At 32.0% G+C, this 16,271-nt stretch carries 18 protein-coding genes; 4 read left to right on the top strand and 14 right to left on the bottom strand.

Going from position 1 to position 16,271, the window contains the following annotated elements; translation table 11 throughout:
* Positions 1-83 precede the first annotated feature (83 nt).
* Together DK508_RS02660 and DK508_RS02655 are read left to right on the top strand one after the other, a co-directional pair.
* Complete coding sequence (locus tag DK508_RS02660) at positions 84-422, top strand: hypothetical protein (RefSeq protein ID WP_109299196.1); 339 nt, start codon at positions 84-86, stop codon at positions 420-422.
* A gap of 294 nt (positions 423-716) precedes the next feature.
* The gene (locus DK508_RS02655) at positions 717-1,568 is read left to right on the top strand and encodes a universal stress protein (RefSeq protein ID WP_160114534.1); all 852 of its coding nucleotides are present in this window, start codon (positions 717-719) and stop codon (positions 1,566-1,568) included.
* A 186-nt stretch (positions 1,569-1,754) separates the two neighbouring features.
* Here DK508_RS02655 and DK508_RS02650 read toward each other — a convergent pair whose 3' ends face one another.
* The 12 genes from DK508_RS02650 to DK508_RS02600 all read right to left on the bottom strand — a co-directional run bounded on the left by DK508_RS02650 (position 1,755) and on the right by DK508_RS02600 (position 13,148).
* Positions 1,755-2,732 (bottom strand): nitronate monooxygenase family protein, encoded by a 978-nt coding sequence (locus tag DK508_RS02650; protein WP_109299194.1) that lies wholly within the window; start codon positions 2,730-2,732, stop codon positions 1,755-1,757.
* A gap of 265 nt (positions 2,733-2,997) precedes the next feature.
* The gene (locus DK508_RS02645) at positions 2,998-3,558 is read right to left on the bottom strand and encodes an RNA polymerase sigma factor (RefSeq protein WP_109299193.1); all 561 of its coding nucleotides are present in this window, start codon (positions 3,556-3,558) and stop codon (positions 2,998-3,000) included.
* Positions 3,559-3,798: 240 nt separating this feature from the next.
* Positions 3,799-4,467, bottom strand: coding sequence for a response regulator (locus DK508_RS02640; RefSeq protein WP_109299192.1), 669 nt, complete (start codon positions 4,465-4,467; stop codon positions 3,799-3,801).
* A gap of 11 nt (positions 4,468-4,478) precedes the next feature.
* Complete coding sequence (locus tag DK508_RS02635; protein WP_109299191.1) at positions 4,479-6,458, bottom strand: ATP-binding protein; 1,980 nt, start codon at positions 6,456-6,458, stop codon at positions 4,479-4,481.
* Positions 6,459-6,485: 27 nt separating this feature from the next.
* Positions 6,486-6,752, bottom strand: a complete 267-nt coding sequence (locus DK508_RS02630; RefSeq protein ID WP_109299190.1) for a hypothetical protein — start codon at positions 6,750-6,752, stop codon at positions 6,486-6,488.
* Positions 6,753-7,094: 342 nt separating this feature from the next.
* Complete coding sequence (locus DK508_RS02625; protein ID WP_109299189.1) at positions 7,095-7,334, bottom strand: hypothetical protein; 240 nt, start codon at positions 7,332-7,334, stop codon at positions 7,095-7,097.
* A 387-nt stretch (positions 7,335-7,721) separates the two neighbouring features.
* Positions 7,722-7,844 carry a hypothetical protein gene (locus DK508_RS21510; protein ID WP_255411284.1) on the bottom strand — a complete coding sequence of 41 codons (123 nt, stop codon included), beginning with the start codon at positions 7,842-7,844 and terminating at the stop codon, positions 7,722-7,724.
* Between the two features lie 77 nt (positions 7,845-7,921).
* Positions 7,922-8,461 (bottom strand): tetratricopeptide repeat protein, encoded by a 540-nt coding sequence (locus DK508_RS02620; protein ID WP_109299188.1) that lies wholly within the window; start codon positions 8,459-8,461, stop codon positions 7,922-7,924.
* A gap of 84 nt (positions 8,462-8,545) precedes the next feature.
* The gene (prfH, locus tag DK508_RS02615) at positions 8,546-9,163 is read right to left on the bottom strand and encodes a peptide chain release factor H (protein ID WP_370443812.1); all 618 of its coding nucleotides are present in this window, start codon (positions 9,161-9,163) and stop codon (positions 8,546-8,548) included.
* Between the two features lie 13 nt (positions 9,164-9,176).
* Positions 9,177-10,568, bottom strand: a complete 1,392-nt coding sequence (locus tag DK508_RS02610; protein WP_109299187.1) for an RtcB family protein — start codon at positions 10,566-10,568, stop codon at positions 9,177-9,179.
* A gap of 758 nt (positions 10,569-11,326) precedes the next feature.
* Positions 11,327-11,623 carry a phage repressor protein gene (locus DK508_RS02605; protein WP_200831830.1) on the bottom strand — a complete coding sequence of 99 codons (297 nt, stop codon included), beginning with the start codon at positions 11,621-11,623 and terminating at the stop codon, positions 11,327-11,329.
* 136 nt (positions 11,624-11,759) lie between these two features.
* Entirely contained in the window at positions 11,760-13,148 is a 1,389-nt protein-coding gene (locus DK508_RS02600; RefSeq protein WP_109299186.1) for an RtcB family protein, read from the bottom strand.
* A 159-nt stretch (positions 13,149-13,307) separates the two neighbouring features.
* Between DK508_RS02600 and DK508_RS02595 the strand changes: the two genes are divergently transcribed.
* A complete protein-coding gene (locus DK508_RS02595; protein WP_109299185.1) occupies positions 13,308-14,330 on the top strand; it encodes a YafY family protein in 1,023 nt (340 codons plus the stop codon).
* Between the two features lie 7 nt (positions 14,331-14,337).
* On the opposite strand, the gene DK508_RS02590 is transcribed toward DK508_RS02595, so the two are convergent.
* A complete protein-coding gene (locus DK508_RS02590) occupies positions 14,338-14,943 on the bottom strand; it encodes a hypothetical protein (RefSeq protein WP_160114533.1) in 606 nt (201 codons plus the stop codon).
* A gap of 177 nt (positions 14,944-15,120) precedes the next feature.
* The gene (locus DK508_RS02585; RefSeq protein WP_200831833.1) at positions 15,121-15,555 is read right to left on the bottom strand and encodes a small multi-drug export protein; all 435 of its coding nucleotides are present in this window, start codon (positions 15,553-15,555) and stop codon (positions 15,121-15,123) included.
* 264 nt (positions 15,556-15,819) lie between these two features.
* Between DK508_RS02585 and DK508_RS02580 the strand changes: the two genes are divergently transcribed.
* Complete coding sequence (locus DK508_RS02580; RefSeq protein ID WP_109299183.1) at positions 15,820-16,257, top strand: hypothetical protein; 438 nt, start codon at positions 15,820-15,822, stop codon at positions 16,255-16,257.
* Positions 16,258-16,271: the final 14 nt, after the last annotated feature.

The raw sequence follows: 16,271 nt of genomic DNA, 5'->3' as shown, positions 1-16,271 counted from the left end.
AAGAATACTATTATATTTATAGCGCGAATGATGGATGGTTTTAAAATAAATTTTTGATACATCATAAATTGTATTTTATAAAAATGAATGAAAAAAAAGAAAATATTAAGAATTTTTTAAGGCAAACAATCTTTATTCTTGTAGTATTTACAATGATCATTCAACCCATTACTCAAACTTTTGCTTTTTTTACTCAAAGTGACTATGAATTAGCCAATTATGATTATGATAAAGACACTAAGAAGAAGAAAAAGAAAAAAGAAAAAAAAGAAAAGGACAGCAAAGATGAGAAAATAGAAATTCAGGTTAGTGAATATTCATACCTCTTTGCCAATAATAAAAAATCATTGTGTTCTTGGGCACAAGCTTCTCTATGGGATGTTCATCTAGAAATCCTTATCCCTCCTCCTGAACGGGTATAATCCAATGCATTCTTATTAATAGTGTTAAACACCAGACCGTGTTTACCTATACAAGTATGTTTTTCTTTAAAAACTTATCAATAAAAATTGTGCGTTTTCTAGTCGAAAAATTATAAAGATCTGCTTAATAAGGTGCAGCATATAGCCGTAGATCAACCGTATAAAAAAATCAAATATTTCTAAAGATTCTAAAAGATAAGCTACTATTATATAGTATCATCCTTTGGTATTTTAATTTGTGTAGAAATGTCATTGACTATAATCTATACAAAAAGAACTATTAAACTCGAAATCATGAAAAACCAAAATCAGAAAAATAAATATCAACTATTAGTCTTAAATGATCTAACTCAAAAGTCTGACACCGCATTGAGAAATGCCATTAATATGGCAAAAACAATAAATGGAAGTATTGAAATATTCTATGTAAGTCCACCGCAGGATGTGGTAAAATATGACAATCAAGTTTCTGCCATGCGGGAAATCGCTAAGAAACGTATTACCACTGAAAAAAAGCTACGAGATTTGGCACACCTTATCTCAGAAGAAGAAAATATTCCCGTTTCTTATGATTTTACCTTGGGTAATGTAAAAAATGAAATCCAACACCATATCGAGAAAACCAATCCAGATATTGTAGTTATCGGAAAAAGGAAGAAAAAACTAGTAGATTTCCGAGACGATGGAGTAACCAAGTTTTTATTAAATAAACATTCGGGACCTATTTTGATTGTAGGAGAGGGTAACGAGATCCAAGCAAATGGAGAGATTTCATTAGGTTTTTATAGTAATACTATGGATGATCATACCCTTAAAATTACTAAAGATCTCAATGAGAATTCTAAAACTCCCATAAAATTCTTTAGCATTCGTAAGAAATCTGCGGCAGCTGCAACAAAATCGAATATTGACCAAATAAAAGCTGTTTTCAATGATCAGAATACGGTAGAATATGAATTCGAAGAAAATTCATATTCACTTGATGGCCTAAACAATTATGTTTCTAAAAACAATGTAGAGTTATTATGCATGGGTCGCTTTAGTACAGAAAAAGGATGGATAGATCGACTTTTTAACAGAAAGTCCAAAATGGATGGCATTATTGAAAAAGTAACTGTTCCTCTACTCATTACAGGAGGAAAATAATATCACTTAACCAGTATACTCTACTCATTATTTCAGAAATATGGAAAGGCATATTATAAAAAAATAATCTAAAGTCTATATCATATCACTATATGTATAGACTTTAGATTATAAATTTTGGTACGTATTGTATTGGAAACAATTTTTTACTCCCTATTGACAATGATTTACTACCGGGATAAGTTATTATGTATACTTTTCTAATAGTGTACACTGCTCTTGAATAGCCGTTTTAAATTCGGTTTTTAAATCTGAAACTAAATCATGTACACTAATTGAATTACTTATAGTCGCCACACCCTGACCTGCGGACCAAATAGTAGCCCAGGCTTTTGCTTCATTTTCATTGACCGTTAATTCTTCTCCAAAATCAACTTTCTTCTTACTTGTTAACATTTCTTCTGTAATACCCATAGCTTTCAAACTGGGTCCTAAAAAATTGGCTGAAACACCAGAAACAGCCGCGGTATATACAATATCACTCGCTCCGCAATCTATAATCATATCTCTATATGCTTTTGGCGCTTTACTTTCTTCGGTATTGATAAAGCGGGTTCCCATATACGCCAAATCTGCACCCATTTGCATAGCAGAGGCAATATCTTTTCCGGTACTAATACAGCCTGAAAGCAATATAGTTTTCTTAAAGAACTTTTTTATTTCTGAAACAAATGGCATAGGATTTAGGGTCCCTGCATGACCACCGGCTCCAGCTGCAACAAGAATTAACCCATCTACACCTGCTTCATTCGCTTTTTCGGCATGACGTTTTTTGATGACATCATGAAACACTAATCCTCCATAACTATGCACAGTATCTACCAATTCTGAAACAGCACCCAGTGATGTGATAATTAATGGCACTTTATGTTTAACGCATAAGGCTAGATCAGCTTTTAATCTTGGGTTCGAATGATGAACAATTAAATTAACACCAAATGGTGCAGCTTTTTTACCTGTTTCTTTTTCAAAATCTGAAAGTGCCTTTTTTATCTCAATAAGCCATTCTTCAAATCCTTCAGAAGTTCGTTGATTTAATGCCGGAAAAGTCCCTACAATTCCGTTCTTACAACACTCTATAACCAATTGTGGCCCTGAGATTAAAAACATTGGAGCCGCTATAGCGGGTAAGGTTAATTCTTTAATAAAAGACGCTTTACTCATTCTATACTATATATTTAAGAGATGACTTTAAATGAAACTGTCATCGATTAGCAGTTTTCTTTCTGCAATATAATATTATAATGTATATATACCACAAAAGCTCCATTATCGCAAATCAGGTATAATAACGAAGTTACAGCAACTATTTATAACAGCCTTAAAGACACTCATATGAATTATCATCCAAACCCTGATGATGACTTATCCTGAAATATTTTTGCTAATTTTTGTATTGGGAAGTAATTCTTTTTATGTAGCTTAACAATTAGGCAACTACTAATTCTTGGTACATAGGATCTTTTTCGATCATCTTTAATAATTGCTTTTTGGCCATGAATTTTTTCTTTCGGGTATATCCTTCGGTATATCCTGTAATGTTCGAGATTTCTTTCATAGATCTACCCTCAAAAAATAATTGTAAGAGTTTCTTATTGTCTATACTCAATTTCTGAAAATGTTTTCTATACAAGTGTTCACGTTCTTGATTTTCTATATCATTCATTATAGTGTCATTAACTCCTTCAAAACGGCTTTCTTCATCATCTAAGATTAGTCTTTGCTTTTTTCTTAATCTATTCCTCCATAAATTTTTACAAATTCCATAAAAATAAGTGGTAATAGGTACTTTAATCTCTAAAAGACCAGATCTTAATTTTTGATATAATACTACTAAAGCATCCTGAAAAATATCTTCGACATCCTCAGAGTTTCCGTAATTACGTAAAATATACCCTTGTATATAACGTATGTTTTCTCTATAAAAGCGAGTTAGTATTCTTTGATCCCCATCAATGATTCCGGCTATGAGTACTTGATCTTTATTCATCTTTATAGTGTGTTTGTGTAGTTTCGGTAATTAGAATAAATTCATTCTCATCTCTCATTCATCTGCTTTTACGGCACAAACATAAATCGACTATGGTATATATCCTTACAGATTTCTGTAAAGCGACATTTTATTTTGAAAAAACAAACTGCATACCCCTATTTATCGGGGTACTATTTCTGAAATTTAATATGTAAAAAATTAAATAGAAGAATGATGTCTTTATAGCTTTTAATCTGGCTACAACAATCCTAGATCTTTAACAATGGCCACCAAATGTGTAGTGTTTTTGGCCTTAAAATCATCAAATAGTTTGCTTACTTTTTTATCGATAGAACTCTCGCTATTTGGAGTAATTTTTTGTTCTTTTAGTTTGAGTCTAATTTCCTTTTTGGTAAATCCCTTAGCCAGTTCTTCGAGCAGAATCATATCCAGATCATCTAGAAGGACCATTTGATTAGCAGTAGAACTATCGGTTAACACCTTGGGTAACATAGTTTTTTCTTGATATACGCCATCTATACAATTCGTTAACTCTTTTATGGCGTCTTGACCTTTACATACATACCCATTAATGTTATATTTATCAAAGAGCATATTGATTTTATCCGGTCGATCCTCTTGAGAATACACAATAACCTTAATATCCGCCTGAATATTTCTGATATCTCTAATCAATTCGATACCCGAAGTTCTAGTTTGCACTTTATGATCTTCTTTAAAGGAAAGGTCTGTAATTAATAACTCAAACGGTGCCATATCTTGATGCGCTTTTCTAAATTTTAGATACGCATCATCACAATATTTGGCCTCTTCAATTTGAGGTATCCCAACAGTATCTTTTAATACTTTTATTATTCCTTGATTGGCTATCTCATAATCTTCGGCCACCAATACTTTAGTAAACATTGTGCTAATTTTTAATTAGGGATTTTAATTTCGGCTTTAAACCCTTTTTCTTTTTCTGATTCAAAGATAAGTGTTCCACCGATAGCACCAATACGCTTTTCTGTATTGCGCAATCCATTTTTGGATTTTAAATCTTCTTTTGAGATCCCAATTCCATTATCCGAGTATTTAATCATCATCATCTGATCCACATTAGAAAACACCAATACCACCAAACTAGCATTGCTATGTTTTTGCATATTGGTCATTAATTCTTGTAATACTCTATACACCGTTATTTTTACAGGTTTTTCTTTTAGGTCCCAATCAATTTTATCTAACCCTCTAACCATTAATTGAATTCCGTTTTTGCTATAGTTTTGCAACATATTGCTTAATTCTTCGATAAAGGTTTCATCGGTGTCGAACTCGTTGTTTTCACGAGAAATATCACGTGCTTTATGATAGGTAGTATTGAGTTTATCTTTAATTTGTGGATCATGGGGATCGTTTTGATATTGCAACATGACTTGAAAGATATCATTACCCAACTCATCATGCAATCGTTTAGAAATACGAGTTTCTGTCTCATAACTAGCTTGAAACTGTATGATCTGATTTTGCTGTGCCAGATATTTTGTGCGTTGTCTAAAAAAGTAGATTGCAAATGCTATACCCAAGAACAAGACAGCCATGCCTAGTAAATATATAGTATTTTGGTTACGGACTATATGAATTTTGCGATTTTTCTCTTCGTTTTGTTTGAGTAAGTTTTCATTCTCAAATCTAGTAGGAGCGTATATTTCTCGAGTTTTTTTCCTAAGTTCCATTAACTGAAGACTAGCATCTTTAAAGTGTTGATGATACTCTAAAGAGTTAGGTTCTAATTCAGTAATAAGAGTCAACACCTCCATTGACGCCTCGTAATCTTCAAAATTTTCTGAACACAAAAATGCCTGATGAGCATAGTACTTTGCTTTTTCAACATCTTTATTCTTAAAATATTTTGTAAGATGTATATTACTCGCAAATAAACCAAATAAATCTTCCTTTTCATGGCGAATACTTCTAGCCTTCAATAACATTAATTCACTCATAATATTTTTAGGGTTTTGAAGAAATTTGATGTAACCTAAGTTACTTAGTAATTGTGCATATTCAGTAGGTTTTTGAAGTGAATCACTTTCTTTTAACAAAGCTTGTAAAATATTTATACTTTCTTCATATCTTTTTTCTCGTGATAAAATATTAGCTCTAGTATTTTTATAAGTAAGAATATTACGAGCGCCTATTTTATTTTTTGCTATCGAATCCTTAATTAAATTTAGAGCCTTATTATTCCATATTAAAGCTTCTTTAGAATTTTTAAGTTCAATAAAAGATATTGATATACCATGATACAATCCACTAATGGTGCGATATTCTGTAGAATTCTCTAAATATCTTAAACCATCTGTGGCTGTTGTTTTACCTGCATTATGATCTCCTAGTATTCTTTGAACTCTCGATAATGCCATTAAACACTTACCGGCTCTAATACTATCTTTAAGATTCCTAAAGATTTTGAAAGATTGATTATAATCTTTAAAAGACTCTATATAATCACCTTTTTCCTTATGTAAATAACCAACTTTATAATATGCTTTTCCTAAATTTTCACTGTCAGATTTCTTTCGAGCCAAATCTATCATTAAATTCGCTTGTTCAATAGCTTTCAAATAATTGTTAGATCTGGATAAAATTGTAGATTTTAAATTAAGCCCCTTATAAATTAAGGAATCTACACTTAGGGAATCTGCTCCATTTATAAAATTATCCACCGCAAGGAATTTTTCTTCTTCTGAATTAGCCCTGTTGGAAGCAATTTCATAATATGCATTTAAAGAATCTATTTTCCTTAGAAACTCAGTAGAATCAGTAGTATTTAAATAGTAATCTTTTTTACAAGAATAATTAAGCAGTATAAATAGAATGATTAAAAAAAAGAGGGATGTAAACGGGTATCGTTTCATCCCTCAAAAATATTAAATTATTTGAATTTAATCTAAACTTCCTTCTTCTTCTTCGGTCTCACCGTTCTCTCCTTTAGTTGCTAAAACTTCAGGAAGAGAAGTTTCCACTTCCTCAATTCCAACTTCCTCATGGATAGGAGGAGCCTCACAAGCGACTAAGTTGATTCCTAAAAGGATGGCTAATAGTATGTATTTTAAATTTTTCATGTTGTTAGTTTTTTTGTTTTCCATAATTTGGGGTATGCCCATAGGTTGTAACCCCAGATAAGTATGTTGCACATACCCAATACCCATGGGAAATAATTGATCGTATTCGGGAAAGTGAAGTCCTTTATGATCGTGTTACCGTACTTTCCCCGTTTCGGGTAGCAGCGATCTGTAATTAGACTTTTGGTGGATCAGTTTTCGATATGTTCTATTCGATGTTTCAGCTTTGCCTAATTATGTATTCGAAATGATAATTAGACTAGGCGCATGTATCCCATTACATTTTTTAAGAAATTGTATTCTTAAAGCATGCTATCGATTTACAAGGTATCGATCGGTTAGAACGTATTGACCAATGATAGTTGTGATCATTCAAATACAATGTCTTGTCCAGAACACATTATTTGAGGTGATTACTTTTTTAAAAGCTTATGAAACTAAAGCCTTGCGAGAAGTATAATTTGTATTGATTATAGCTCCACAAGAGTTGTTACATATACACATAAGTACTCTTTGCAATCTTTTGATACCACTTGCCTTGGTTATCATTTTTTGAAGAGGATCAACAACCAAAGTATCGATATCCACTTCAAGGATGCTTTCGAACGCACCCGCTAGCGGATGTATTCTAGTCTCCAGACCCTTGTTAGAAAATTGATTATACTTCATTTTTTAATCGTTTAGTTGTTAATTGTGTTATATGTTATACAAATCTCCGTGCTTACTACGCAATCATTTTGCGTAATTAAATAATACTGGTGATTCTTTTAATATTATTGTTATACAAAGGTTAAAATATTTTGGAATATTTACAAATATTTTAACAGTTATTTTATTGATTATCAAATAGTTACATTAAAACTAAGCAAAGATATCCCTGTCCGTTTTTTATACAGATATTAGGGGTTTGCGTTAGCACTTATTGGTCAGATGTTTATGATTCAAAATCTTAATTATTATGTATTGATTAGTGTCGATTCATTTTGATAAAGGCATTAAAAAAAGCGTTCAATTTCTTGAACGCTTTATAAGTTATTTTTGATTTCTTTTATCTATTTAAGTAAAAGATTCGATATAGCCTACAATTGTCCAATCACTAATGGATATTTTATTAATCCATCTAGAATCATACTGCGTTAGCAGTAGTCTTGGTTCGTTATGTGTACTAGTGTGTTTCATTTATTCTATTAATTTAATGAATTTTCGGATATTTTCCTAATAAACCTTCTTCAATCCATACTACATTAATGTCTAGATTATTTCTTCTTTAATTTTTTAGAAGATGACTTTAAATTTTCTTTTTTGGGAGTCTTTTTCTTTGGCATTTTTCCTTCAATTCTCTGTTTTTCTTCTTTTAAATCACTTATAAACCGATTATTATACGCATTCTCTTTTGCTAACTTCAAACATTTTAAGGCTTTTTTATACTCTCTCTTTTGTTCAAAAAGAATTGCCTTTTTAAGATGCAACATCGCCTTATCGGTTCCTTTTATGGTTAATGCAAAATCGATTAACTTTTTGGCTTCATCATAATCCTCGTTCCATAATAAAACGTTTATATATTTTGGATATACATCTAAAGCATACATATCTTCGGCCAGAGCTTGTTGATAATACTCTTTTGCGGTTTCATAATTTTTTAAACTCTCTGCATATATCTGACCCAAAAGACATAAAGCAATTGGATTTTTTTCATCATATGATAAAGCATAGTTTAAAGACTCTACTGCTTCTTCCAAATTATATGGATACGCATCTAATGCCTGAAATAAATATTTATCTAATAAATTGCTCATTTTTTCTAATTCTTTAATTGATCACGTAAATCATTTTTTAATTGATTTCGCTGGTTTTTGAAAGTTTTTACTTTGTTTTCTTTCTTAAAATCTGTCCCTTTTAAATACTTTAATCGGATTGCCTCGTTGCACACTCCAATGGTTTTCCCATTGATCCGTCAATGATTTTTTTAATTGCTCTAACTGGATTTCTAACATCTTTTCTTTAATACGACGAATAGCAATTTTTCGATTTTGATGTTGAGAACGACTATCCATAACCACCACACTTGTTCCTGTGCGTAGATATATAGCTCTTACTGCAGAGTTCACTTTATTTACATTTTGACCTCCAGGACCTGTACTTCGCATTGTTTGATAAGTAATATCCTTTTCTTCTATCTCCTTGAGATGTAGAAGATCTATCTCATAAATCCCTATAAACCAATTTTTGCGTTTATGATATTTACGAAAAGTTGAAGCACCTATCCACTGTACAGTCCCAATCCAAGAAATTAAAAATTTATCAACTTCATTTCCTTCAACTCTTACAGTCGCAGATTGCACAGTTCCATTTTCGGAACCTTTTATTCTTTGAATGACATTATACGATAATCCTTTTTGTTTTAATTCATCCAGAAAATATTTAAGAACTTGGGCAACAACCCAGCAGCATTCTGCCGGGCCTCTACCTGCTGTTATTTGTATAATTTTTTGATTCATTTATTCATCTTTTTTATTTGTCCATACGAACAATCTTTGGTGTAAATGTTCCTAGAACTTCTACAAGTTCTTGTTGATTCGCCATTACTTTATTAATATCCTTGTATGCCATTGGTGCCTCATCAACTCCTCCTCCTATTAGACTTACATCATTTGCTTTTAGTTGTTTTTTAATTTCACTCTTAGTAAAGGTATCCTTACATTTTCTGCGAGAAAATAATCGCCCTGCACCGTGTGATGCAGATTGTAAACTTTCTTTGTTCCCTAATCCTCTCACAATAAATCCAGGAGCTGTCATTGATCCAGGGATTATCCCTAGCTCTCCTTTGGCAGCTGGTGTAGCACCTTTTCTATGCACTATACACTCTTCACCTTTAACCTTTTGTTTCCAAGCAAAGTTGTGATGATTTTCGATTTTTGCTACTGGTTTCGAGCCTAAAAGCTTTGCTATTCTAGCATGAATATCATCATGACATGCCTGTGCATAATCGCCTGCCAAATTCATTGCAAGCCAATATTCTTTACCATCGTGAGTATTCAAATCCAACCATGCTAACTGTTGTACATGTTTTGGTAATGGACATTGCTTAGTTGCCAAATAGGTATAGTGTTTTGCTATATTAGCTCCTAACCCCCTTGATCCGCTATGCGATAATACGCCCAGATATTCTCCTTCTTCTAAACCCCACTCATTTGTAGGTTCTGTAATAGAAACTACACCAAATTCAACAAAGTGATTACCTCCTCCTGAGGTACCTAATTGCTTATAAGCTTTATCTTTTAATCTTTTAATCAACGGAATTGTTTTAAATTCATCCCGTTCAAAAATCGCATGATCGTGCTTCACATTATGAGTCTCATACATGCCAAACTTTGTATGCTCGGATAGGATATTCTCTAATTGATGTTTTTTACCTTTCAAATAAGATACCGCAATAGGGTAAATTGTTAAACACATTCTACATCCTATATCTACTCCCACTCCATATGGAATAACAGCATTTTTTGTCGCCAATACTCCTCCTATCGGTAAACCATATCCGGTATGCGCATCTGGCATTAAAGCCCCGGCGGTTGCCACTGGTAATTTTAAGGCATCAAACAATTGATATTTGGCTTTCTCATCAATTTCATTTTCTCCATAAATCATAAATGGAGATCGAGTTGTTTTGAGCGCATGCCTTTTGATCTCTACCGGTTTCAGTAAACTTTCTGCAATTTTTCCCCAAACACCATCGCCTCTATAATCTTCAGGATTAAGTAACACCTTTTTAGCTTCTGTTAATATTTGTTCTTTTTTTACTCGTTTATGATATCGATTAATCTGACCTAAAGTCACATTAATACTGTTATTTTTTGGAAAGCCTAATTTAATTAGGTCTTTTCCACTTAGTTTCTTTCCCATGGTATTGGAATTTGAGTGTACCCTCTTTTCTATAATTTGACAAAAGGTTAGACTTTTGATATACTCCTTTGCTTCTATGTAATCATCAAAGAGGTAACCGCTATGTCTCTAACACATTATATAATGATAACTTGATAAACCGTTTCGGATAATTAAGTACTCATTTGGATTAAGTCAATCCATCATGGCGTTATTTAAAATAAAAAATCCGAAACTTTAAGGCTTCGGACTTCTATTCATAAATAAGAAAACTTATGTATTACTGAAGTCCCGAAGCATACTCTGACAAGAACCTTGTTCTTTTTGAGTATTAGTATAGTGCTTTACAAAAATCATTGTACTTCGGTTATTAAAGGTTAACTATTATTATTATTCGCAATTCGTTAACTGCGGTGCAAATATGTATCTAGTTTTTGGATTACACAAATAAAAATTGAATTTATTTTATTGATTATCAGATACTTATGCAGACAAAAGGCAAAAGAATCCCTGTCCGTGTTTTGACGGATATTAACCTATTTGGTAATCAACTGTTGTCCCGAAACTTATCTTTCAAATGACATTTGATTTGGTATTATTAATTTTCTAAAAAAACGTATAAAAAAAAGCATCCAATTTCTTGAACGCTCCTGTTATATTTATCTTCTTCTTGGTTTTCTACCTATATTCACGATATACAAACAGCTTTTTAGCGTCCTTTTTATGTAGTTTAACAAAATTCATATATCTAATTTTACTTTTATTCAATTAATGAATGTCTATGACATTGGTAATATTTCTATTACTTTACCATAAACATTTTTTGTCCATCCGTTAATTCTACCGTGATTATTACCAATTAACAATCCACGTTTATCATTTTTTCCTTTTACCAGATGTGTAAAGCAGTTTCCACGAACTTTACAATAAACGATATCTCCTACTTCGCAACCTTTCCAATCACTAGGTTGAAGCCTAACGGGTTGTTTAGATTTTAAAAGTGGTAGCATAGAATTACCGGGTTCTTTTGAAATAATGGTTTCTCCATTACTTAATTTTTGAATTTTCCAATTCATAATCTTCATTTTATAAGTTATGTAACCCATTATTGGCCTACATATCCCATAAAATTTCAAAAGAACATTTTCAAGGAACTGGTGCAAATATGAGATTATTATTCAATTCCTTCCAAATTTATTTCAAAATTTAAAACTACTTCCTTCTTTTTTTTCTTCGCCAAGGGGCATTCTTTTGCCAATCTCCTGCCATGATACATCCATAAGGCAATACCTCATCAATAATATTACCCAGACCATATTCATCCATTTGTTCCCGTACTGTCTTAGCGTTTTTATATGCACTTGGTAATTCAGTAACATCAATTTCATTAGAAAAAAAACGAACATCCAAGCCTTGTGTTTCTTCTTGAAAAACTTCTTCATTAGTTCTGTCTTCTTTACTTCTTCTATGTTGTGTTCTACTCACATTACGTCCTGCTCCGTGAGGTGCAAAACCTAAATTGGTAGTTGTGGTTTCTCCACTCACAATCAAAACGGGTTCAGACATATTTAAAGGAATTAATCGTGGTCCCGTAATATCAGGCATAAACTTGGCATCTAATGGGGTTGCTCCTTTGGCATGATAGAATAAATCTTTGTCCTTAAACACAAAATTATGTTCATTCCAATATCTATCCTTTGCTTCTATCTGTAAAGCTTTGAGAGTAGCATTATGGATAACTTCATGATTAGTTTTTGTCCATTTTCTAATAATCTGTAATGCTTCCCAATAGATTTTCCCCTCTTCAGTTTCAAAAGGTATCCAGGCATTTTGCTTTAATGTAGTTGGAGATAATTCTTTTCTAAAACGTTCGGCAATTTTCATCCCCTGAGTATACAAGTTCGCTCCTGGACCTCTAGATCCATGATGTGTAATCATCATCGTATTACCAGTATTTTTTGAAGTCCCAATAAACAAGAAATGATTTCCATCTCCCTGAGTTCCCAAATGAGATCTAGCTGCTTGAATCATCTTTTCATTATTAAGCATATAGTTCCCTTTAAAATCAGCTAATAACTCATCAGGAAATCTATATTGCGAATTTCTATCTCTGCCTCCAGGTCCAAAATGTGTATTGTTATGTGCCACATCTAACACTTGTTTAGGATCCATATCACCAAAATCAGTAAGCATTACAGAGCAACAAATATCTGCACTGTGCATCCCGGGATGAATTGCATTTTTGGCAACTGCAATCCCTCCTACAGGAATAGTACCATTAGGACCAGTTGGACAAGCGTCTGGCATAATAGCCCCATCGACAAGTGTTGGAGTTTTCATTAAGGTATTCATTGATGCTACCACTGAGTTTACATTCGTTTTTTCTAATTCATCCTCTGCCTTTAGATTGATAGCAAAGGGGACTGGATTTTCGTGTAAAGGCAGAACTGGCGGAGACTTAAATTGTTCTAGATAGGCATACATTGCTTCCTCGCTCAATTGGTTTGTATTAATATGTGTTATTGCCTCAGGAAACCATTTTGCGGACCTAAATCCCAAATCGATTAATGTTTTTCGTGTTATCTTTGTTTTGTTTTCCATAATTCTTTCTTCGTAAATACTAATCACTCCCTGGCAAGCGGAGCGTTTTATTCAAAAAAATATATAAACGTTTATAATTTGAATACAAATGTTTCTTATAAGTACGCAATGATTTTGCGTAGACCTAAATAATTTCTATTTTTCAACAAATATTTGGATATGGCACAAAATAAGAATGCATTAATACGGTATAAAACTATTGATAAATGTTTACAAAATCATCATCGCCAATGGACATTAGATAACCTAATCGAAATGTGTTCTGATACACTGTATGAATATGAAGGGAGAGATATTAACGTGAGTAAACGTACCGTACAGTTAGATATCCAAATGATGCGTAGTGATAAATTAGGATATAACGCACCTATAGAGGTTTATGATAAAAAGTTTTATCGATATGCCAACGAAGACTATTCTATTACTGATATACCACTAACAGAAAATGATATGAATGTATTATCAGAAACTGTAGAAATGCTAAAGCAGTTTAAAGATTTTTCTCTGTTTTCTGAGCTTGGAGGTATTATACAACGACTAGAAGACAAAGTGTATACCGAAAAAACAAATCAATCGGCTATCATCCATTTAGACAAAAACGAAAATCTTAAAGGCCTTGAACATCTTGATACTTTATACCAAGCGATTTTAAAAAAAATAGTTTTAAAAATTACCTACAGATCGTTTACCGCCAGACAGGCTTCAGAATTCGTGTTTCATCCTTTTATACTTAAAGAGTATAATAACCGATGGTTTTTGGTTGGCATACCTGATACGAAAAACAAACAACCTATTGTAACCCTAGCACTTGATCGAATTATTGATTTAGATTTTGATACTGCTATCCCCCATTTGAAAGAAAATTTTGATGGTGACGCGTATTATAAAAATACCATTGGTGTTACTGTATTAAATGATGAGCAATTACAAGAAGTTATTTTAAAAGTTGATAAAAACAATGCTCCCTATGTGCTCACAAAACCTTTTCATCACTCTCAAGAAGTTATAGAAACACTCAAAGATGGCAGTGTAATTATTAAATTATATGTTCACCTTAACTTTGAACTAGACAGACTTATACTTGGTTTTGGAGAAACCATTGAAGTAATACAGCCGAGACAACTGAGGAAAAAGATTCGAAAAAAAATTGAAAAAGCTTATTTCTTGTATCAAAAAGCTTAATTAATACTTATTTATTATTAAGCTCTTTGGATATGATAATTGGTAAAAAATTATCGCGTTGCGAATTATCTTCACCTTTAGAAGCAGCGTATATCTCTCTTATGAAATTTATGGCACCATATGAATAGTTGATTTTTTCTATCCATTGGTTAAAATAGTCTTCTTTTTGATCTGTTTCTGCATATTCAAAAACTTTGCCTTTGAGTTCTTCTAAACTTTCATCAGTATAATCTAGACGTAAAGCAAATATGGTAAGATCATTTTTCGGGATATCAAGAGAGGATGAGATCCATTCTATATCCGAATGATATTGTTGAATAAGATTACCTTCAAAAGTACGAAATACATCTTCTTCAAAAACAATTCTAAGAGTACTTTTATCTGGTATTACATCTCCTATCTTAAAAGTAATGTTACCCGTACTTGCTAAATTAAATTGCCCATCATTATTACTCGATTCTAATACAATTGTATATGGTATCCCGTTAATACTGCTAACAGCAAATTCATTACCATTAATTTGTTCTATAGCAATTTGTTCATTCTGCGCTCCCACTCTATTGTAAGCACATAATATTAGTGCTATACATAATAGTTGTTTTATGTTCTTCATAGTAGTTCTGTACATATTCCTTTAGTTATTTTTCCAAGCTCAAAGTTAAGATTTCATAGATTCTTATCAAAACTCGTTTAATTATTAAGAGGTTTTTGTTTTATAAGACACCACATATTCTCTAGTAGATATTGACTATAATTTAATTCAAAAATTCTGATTAAAATGCATAGTTCATCATGCAATTCCTTTCATAGTAAGTAATGTAGTAAACCAAACTATAACAGACGAAAAGAAAATACCAACAGTATTAGCCACAAAGGCTTTTCTTCTTTTTATTTTAAATAAATATGTTGCTATACTTCCTGCATAAACACCGGTTCCTGGTAAGGGAAGCATTACAAAAAAAAGTAGACCCCAAAAGCCGTATTTTTCGATTTTATCTCCAGAACCCATTTTTGCTCTTCTCGCCACATAAATAGCTGCTTTTTTATAGGGATTCCATCGTAGTAAGTAATTATTTATTTTCTCAAGAAAAAATATCATCAAAGGAAAAACCAGAACATTCGCAAGAAAACAAAATATGAAAACCATGTATATGTTTAGCCCGCTAACCAAACCATAAGGTATTCCTACTTTTGCTTCTCCAAATGGAGATATACTCCATAACATAGCAATAATTAAGTCCTGAATCACAACGCATTTTTTAAGGCCTACAAAGATACTGCTCTTTATCCCTTTTATAGTAATTAAAATCATAAAAAAGGTTAAATTATTTCATGATATTAATTCCTGAATCTGTTTTAATTCCATAAATTGATTATTGGATAACCATTTAGGATATATTTTATCGTTAATTGTTCCTCTTTATCGATTTATGCATACTTTTTTAAAACCTTAAAGGTTTGTTAAAAGAATATTTCTTATCTTACTTGTATGGGAAGTATAAGAAATTCTGTTTTTTATCAAGATGCTATCCAAGAGATAAATTATTCTTTTGGAAACTACTACTTGTTTGAAAACTTTGTTGTGGGAGAAATTAATAAAGATGTTGTTTTTACATGGCAAAATCATGCCAAAATAGTTGTCGAAGAGTTAAGTGAGCTATATGATCAAAATGGTAAAGATCTGGTGTACATTACTAATCGCATTCATCCCTATTCTGTTGTTCCTAGCGATTGGATTAACTTCTATAAACAAAAATATTTACTAAAAGGGTATGCCATTGTTAGTTATAACCAAAAAGGTTTACTTAATACTCTTCTAGAAAAGCTTTTTATGCGTAATAAATTACAAAGTTTTAATAACCTTGAAGATGCAATTTCTTGGGCCAAAAGTTTACATAAAAAAGATAACGATAGTAGTGCTGCATAGTATTACCAATCCAT

The organism is Aquimarina sp. AU474, assembly GCF_900312815.1.
GTDB lineage: Bacteria > Bacteroidota > Bacteroidia > Flavobacteriales > Flavobacteriaceae > Aquimarina.
Note: the sequence above shows the minus strand (reverse complement) of the source record. Positions and strands in the feature narration are given on the sequence as shown.

Bases quoted from the DNA above. Each gene is read 5' to 3' on its own strand.
- DK508_RS02660 (WP_109299196.1), top strand. From the start codon at position 84: ATGAATGAAAAAAAAGAAAATATTAAGAATTTTTTAAGGCAAACAATC.
- DK508_RS02655 (WP_160114534.1), top strand. From the start codon at position 717: ATGAAAAACCAAAATCAGAAAAATAAATATCAACTATTAGTCTTAAAT.
- DK508_RS02650 (WP_109299194.1), bottom strand. From the start codon at position 2,732: ATGAGTAAAGCGTCTTTTATTAAAGAATTAACCTTACCCGCTATAGCG.
- DK508_RS02645 (WP_109299193.1), bottom strand. From the start codon at position 3,558: ATGAATAAAGATCAAGTACTCATAGCCGGAATCATTGATGGGGATCAA.
- DK508_RS02640 (WP_109299192.1), bottom strand. From the start codon at position 4,467: ATGTTTACTAAAGTATTGGTGGCCGAAGATTATGAGATAGCCAATCAA.
- DK508_RS02635 (WP_109299191.1), bottom strand. From the start codon at position 6,458: ATGAAACGATACCCGTTTACATCCCTCTTTTTTTTAATCATTCTATTT.
- DK508_RS02630 (WP_109299190.1), bottom strand. From the start codon at position 6,752: ATGGGTATTGGGTATGTGCAACATACTTATCTGGGGTTACAACCTATG.
- DK508_RS02625 (WP_109299189.1), bottom strand. From the start codon at position 7,334: ATGAAGTATAATCAATTTTCTAACAAGGGTCTGGAGACTAGAATACAT.
- DK508_RS21510 (WP_255411284.1), bottom strand. From the start codon at position 7,844: ATGAAACACACTAGTACACATAACGAACCAAGACTACTGCTAACGCAG.
- DK508_RS02620 (WP_109299188.1), bottom strand. From the start codon at position 8,461: ATGAGCAATTTATTAGATAAATATTTATTTCAGGCATTAGATGCGTAT.
- prfH (WP_370443812.1), bottom strand. From the start codon at position 9,163: ATGAATCAAAAAATTATACAAATAACAGCAGGTAGAGGCCCGGCAGAA.
- DK508_RS02610 (WP_109299187.1), bottom strand. From the start codon at position 10,568: ATGGGAAAGAAACTAAGTGGAAAAGACCTAATTAAATTAGGCTTTCCA.
- DK508_RS02605 (WP_200831830.1), bottom strand. From the start codon at position 11,623: ATGAATTGGAAAATTCAAAAATTAAGTAATGGAGAAACCATTATTTCA.
- DK508_RS02600 (WP_109299186.1), bottom strand. From the start codon at position 13,148: ATGGAAAACAAAACAAAGATAACACGAAAAACATTAATCGATTTGGGA.
- DK508_RS02595 (WP_109299185.1), top strand. From the start codon at position 13,308: ATGGCACAAAATAAGAATGCATTAATACGGTATAAAACTATTGATAAA.
- DK508_RS02590 (WP_160114533.1), bottom strand. From the start codon at position 14,943: ATGAAGAACATAAAACAACTATTATGTATAGCACTAATATTATGTGCT.
- DK508_RS02585 (WP_200831833.1), bottom strand. From the start codon at position 15,555: ATGTTATGGAGTATATCTCCATTTGGAGAAGCAAAAGTAGGAATACCT.
- DK508_RS02580 (WP_109299183.1), top strand. From the start codon at position 15,820: ATGGGAAGTATAAGAAATTCTGTTTTTTATCAAGATGCTATCCAAGAG.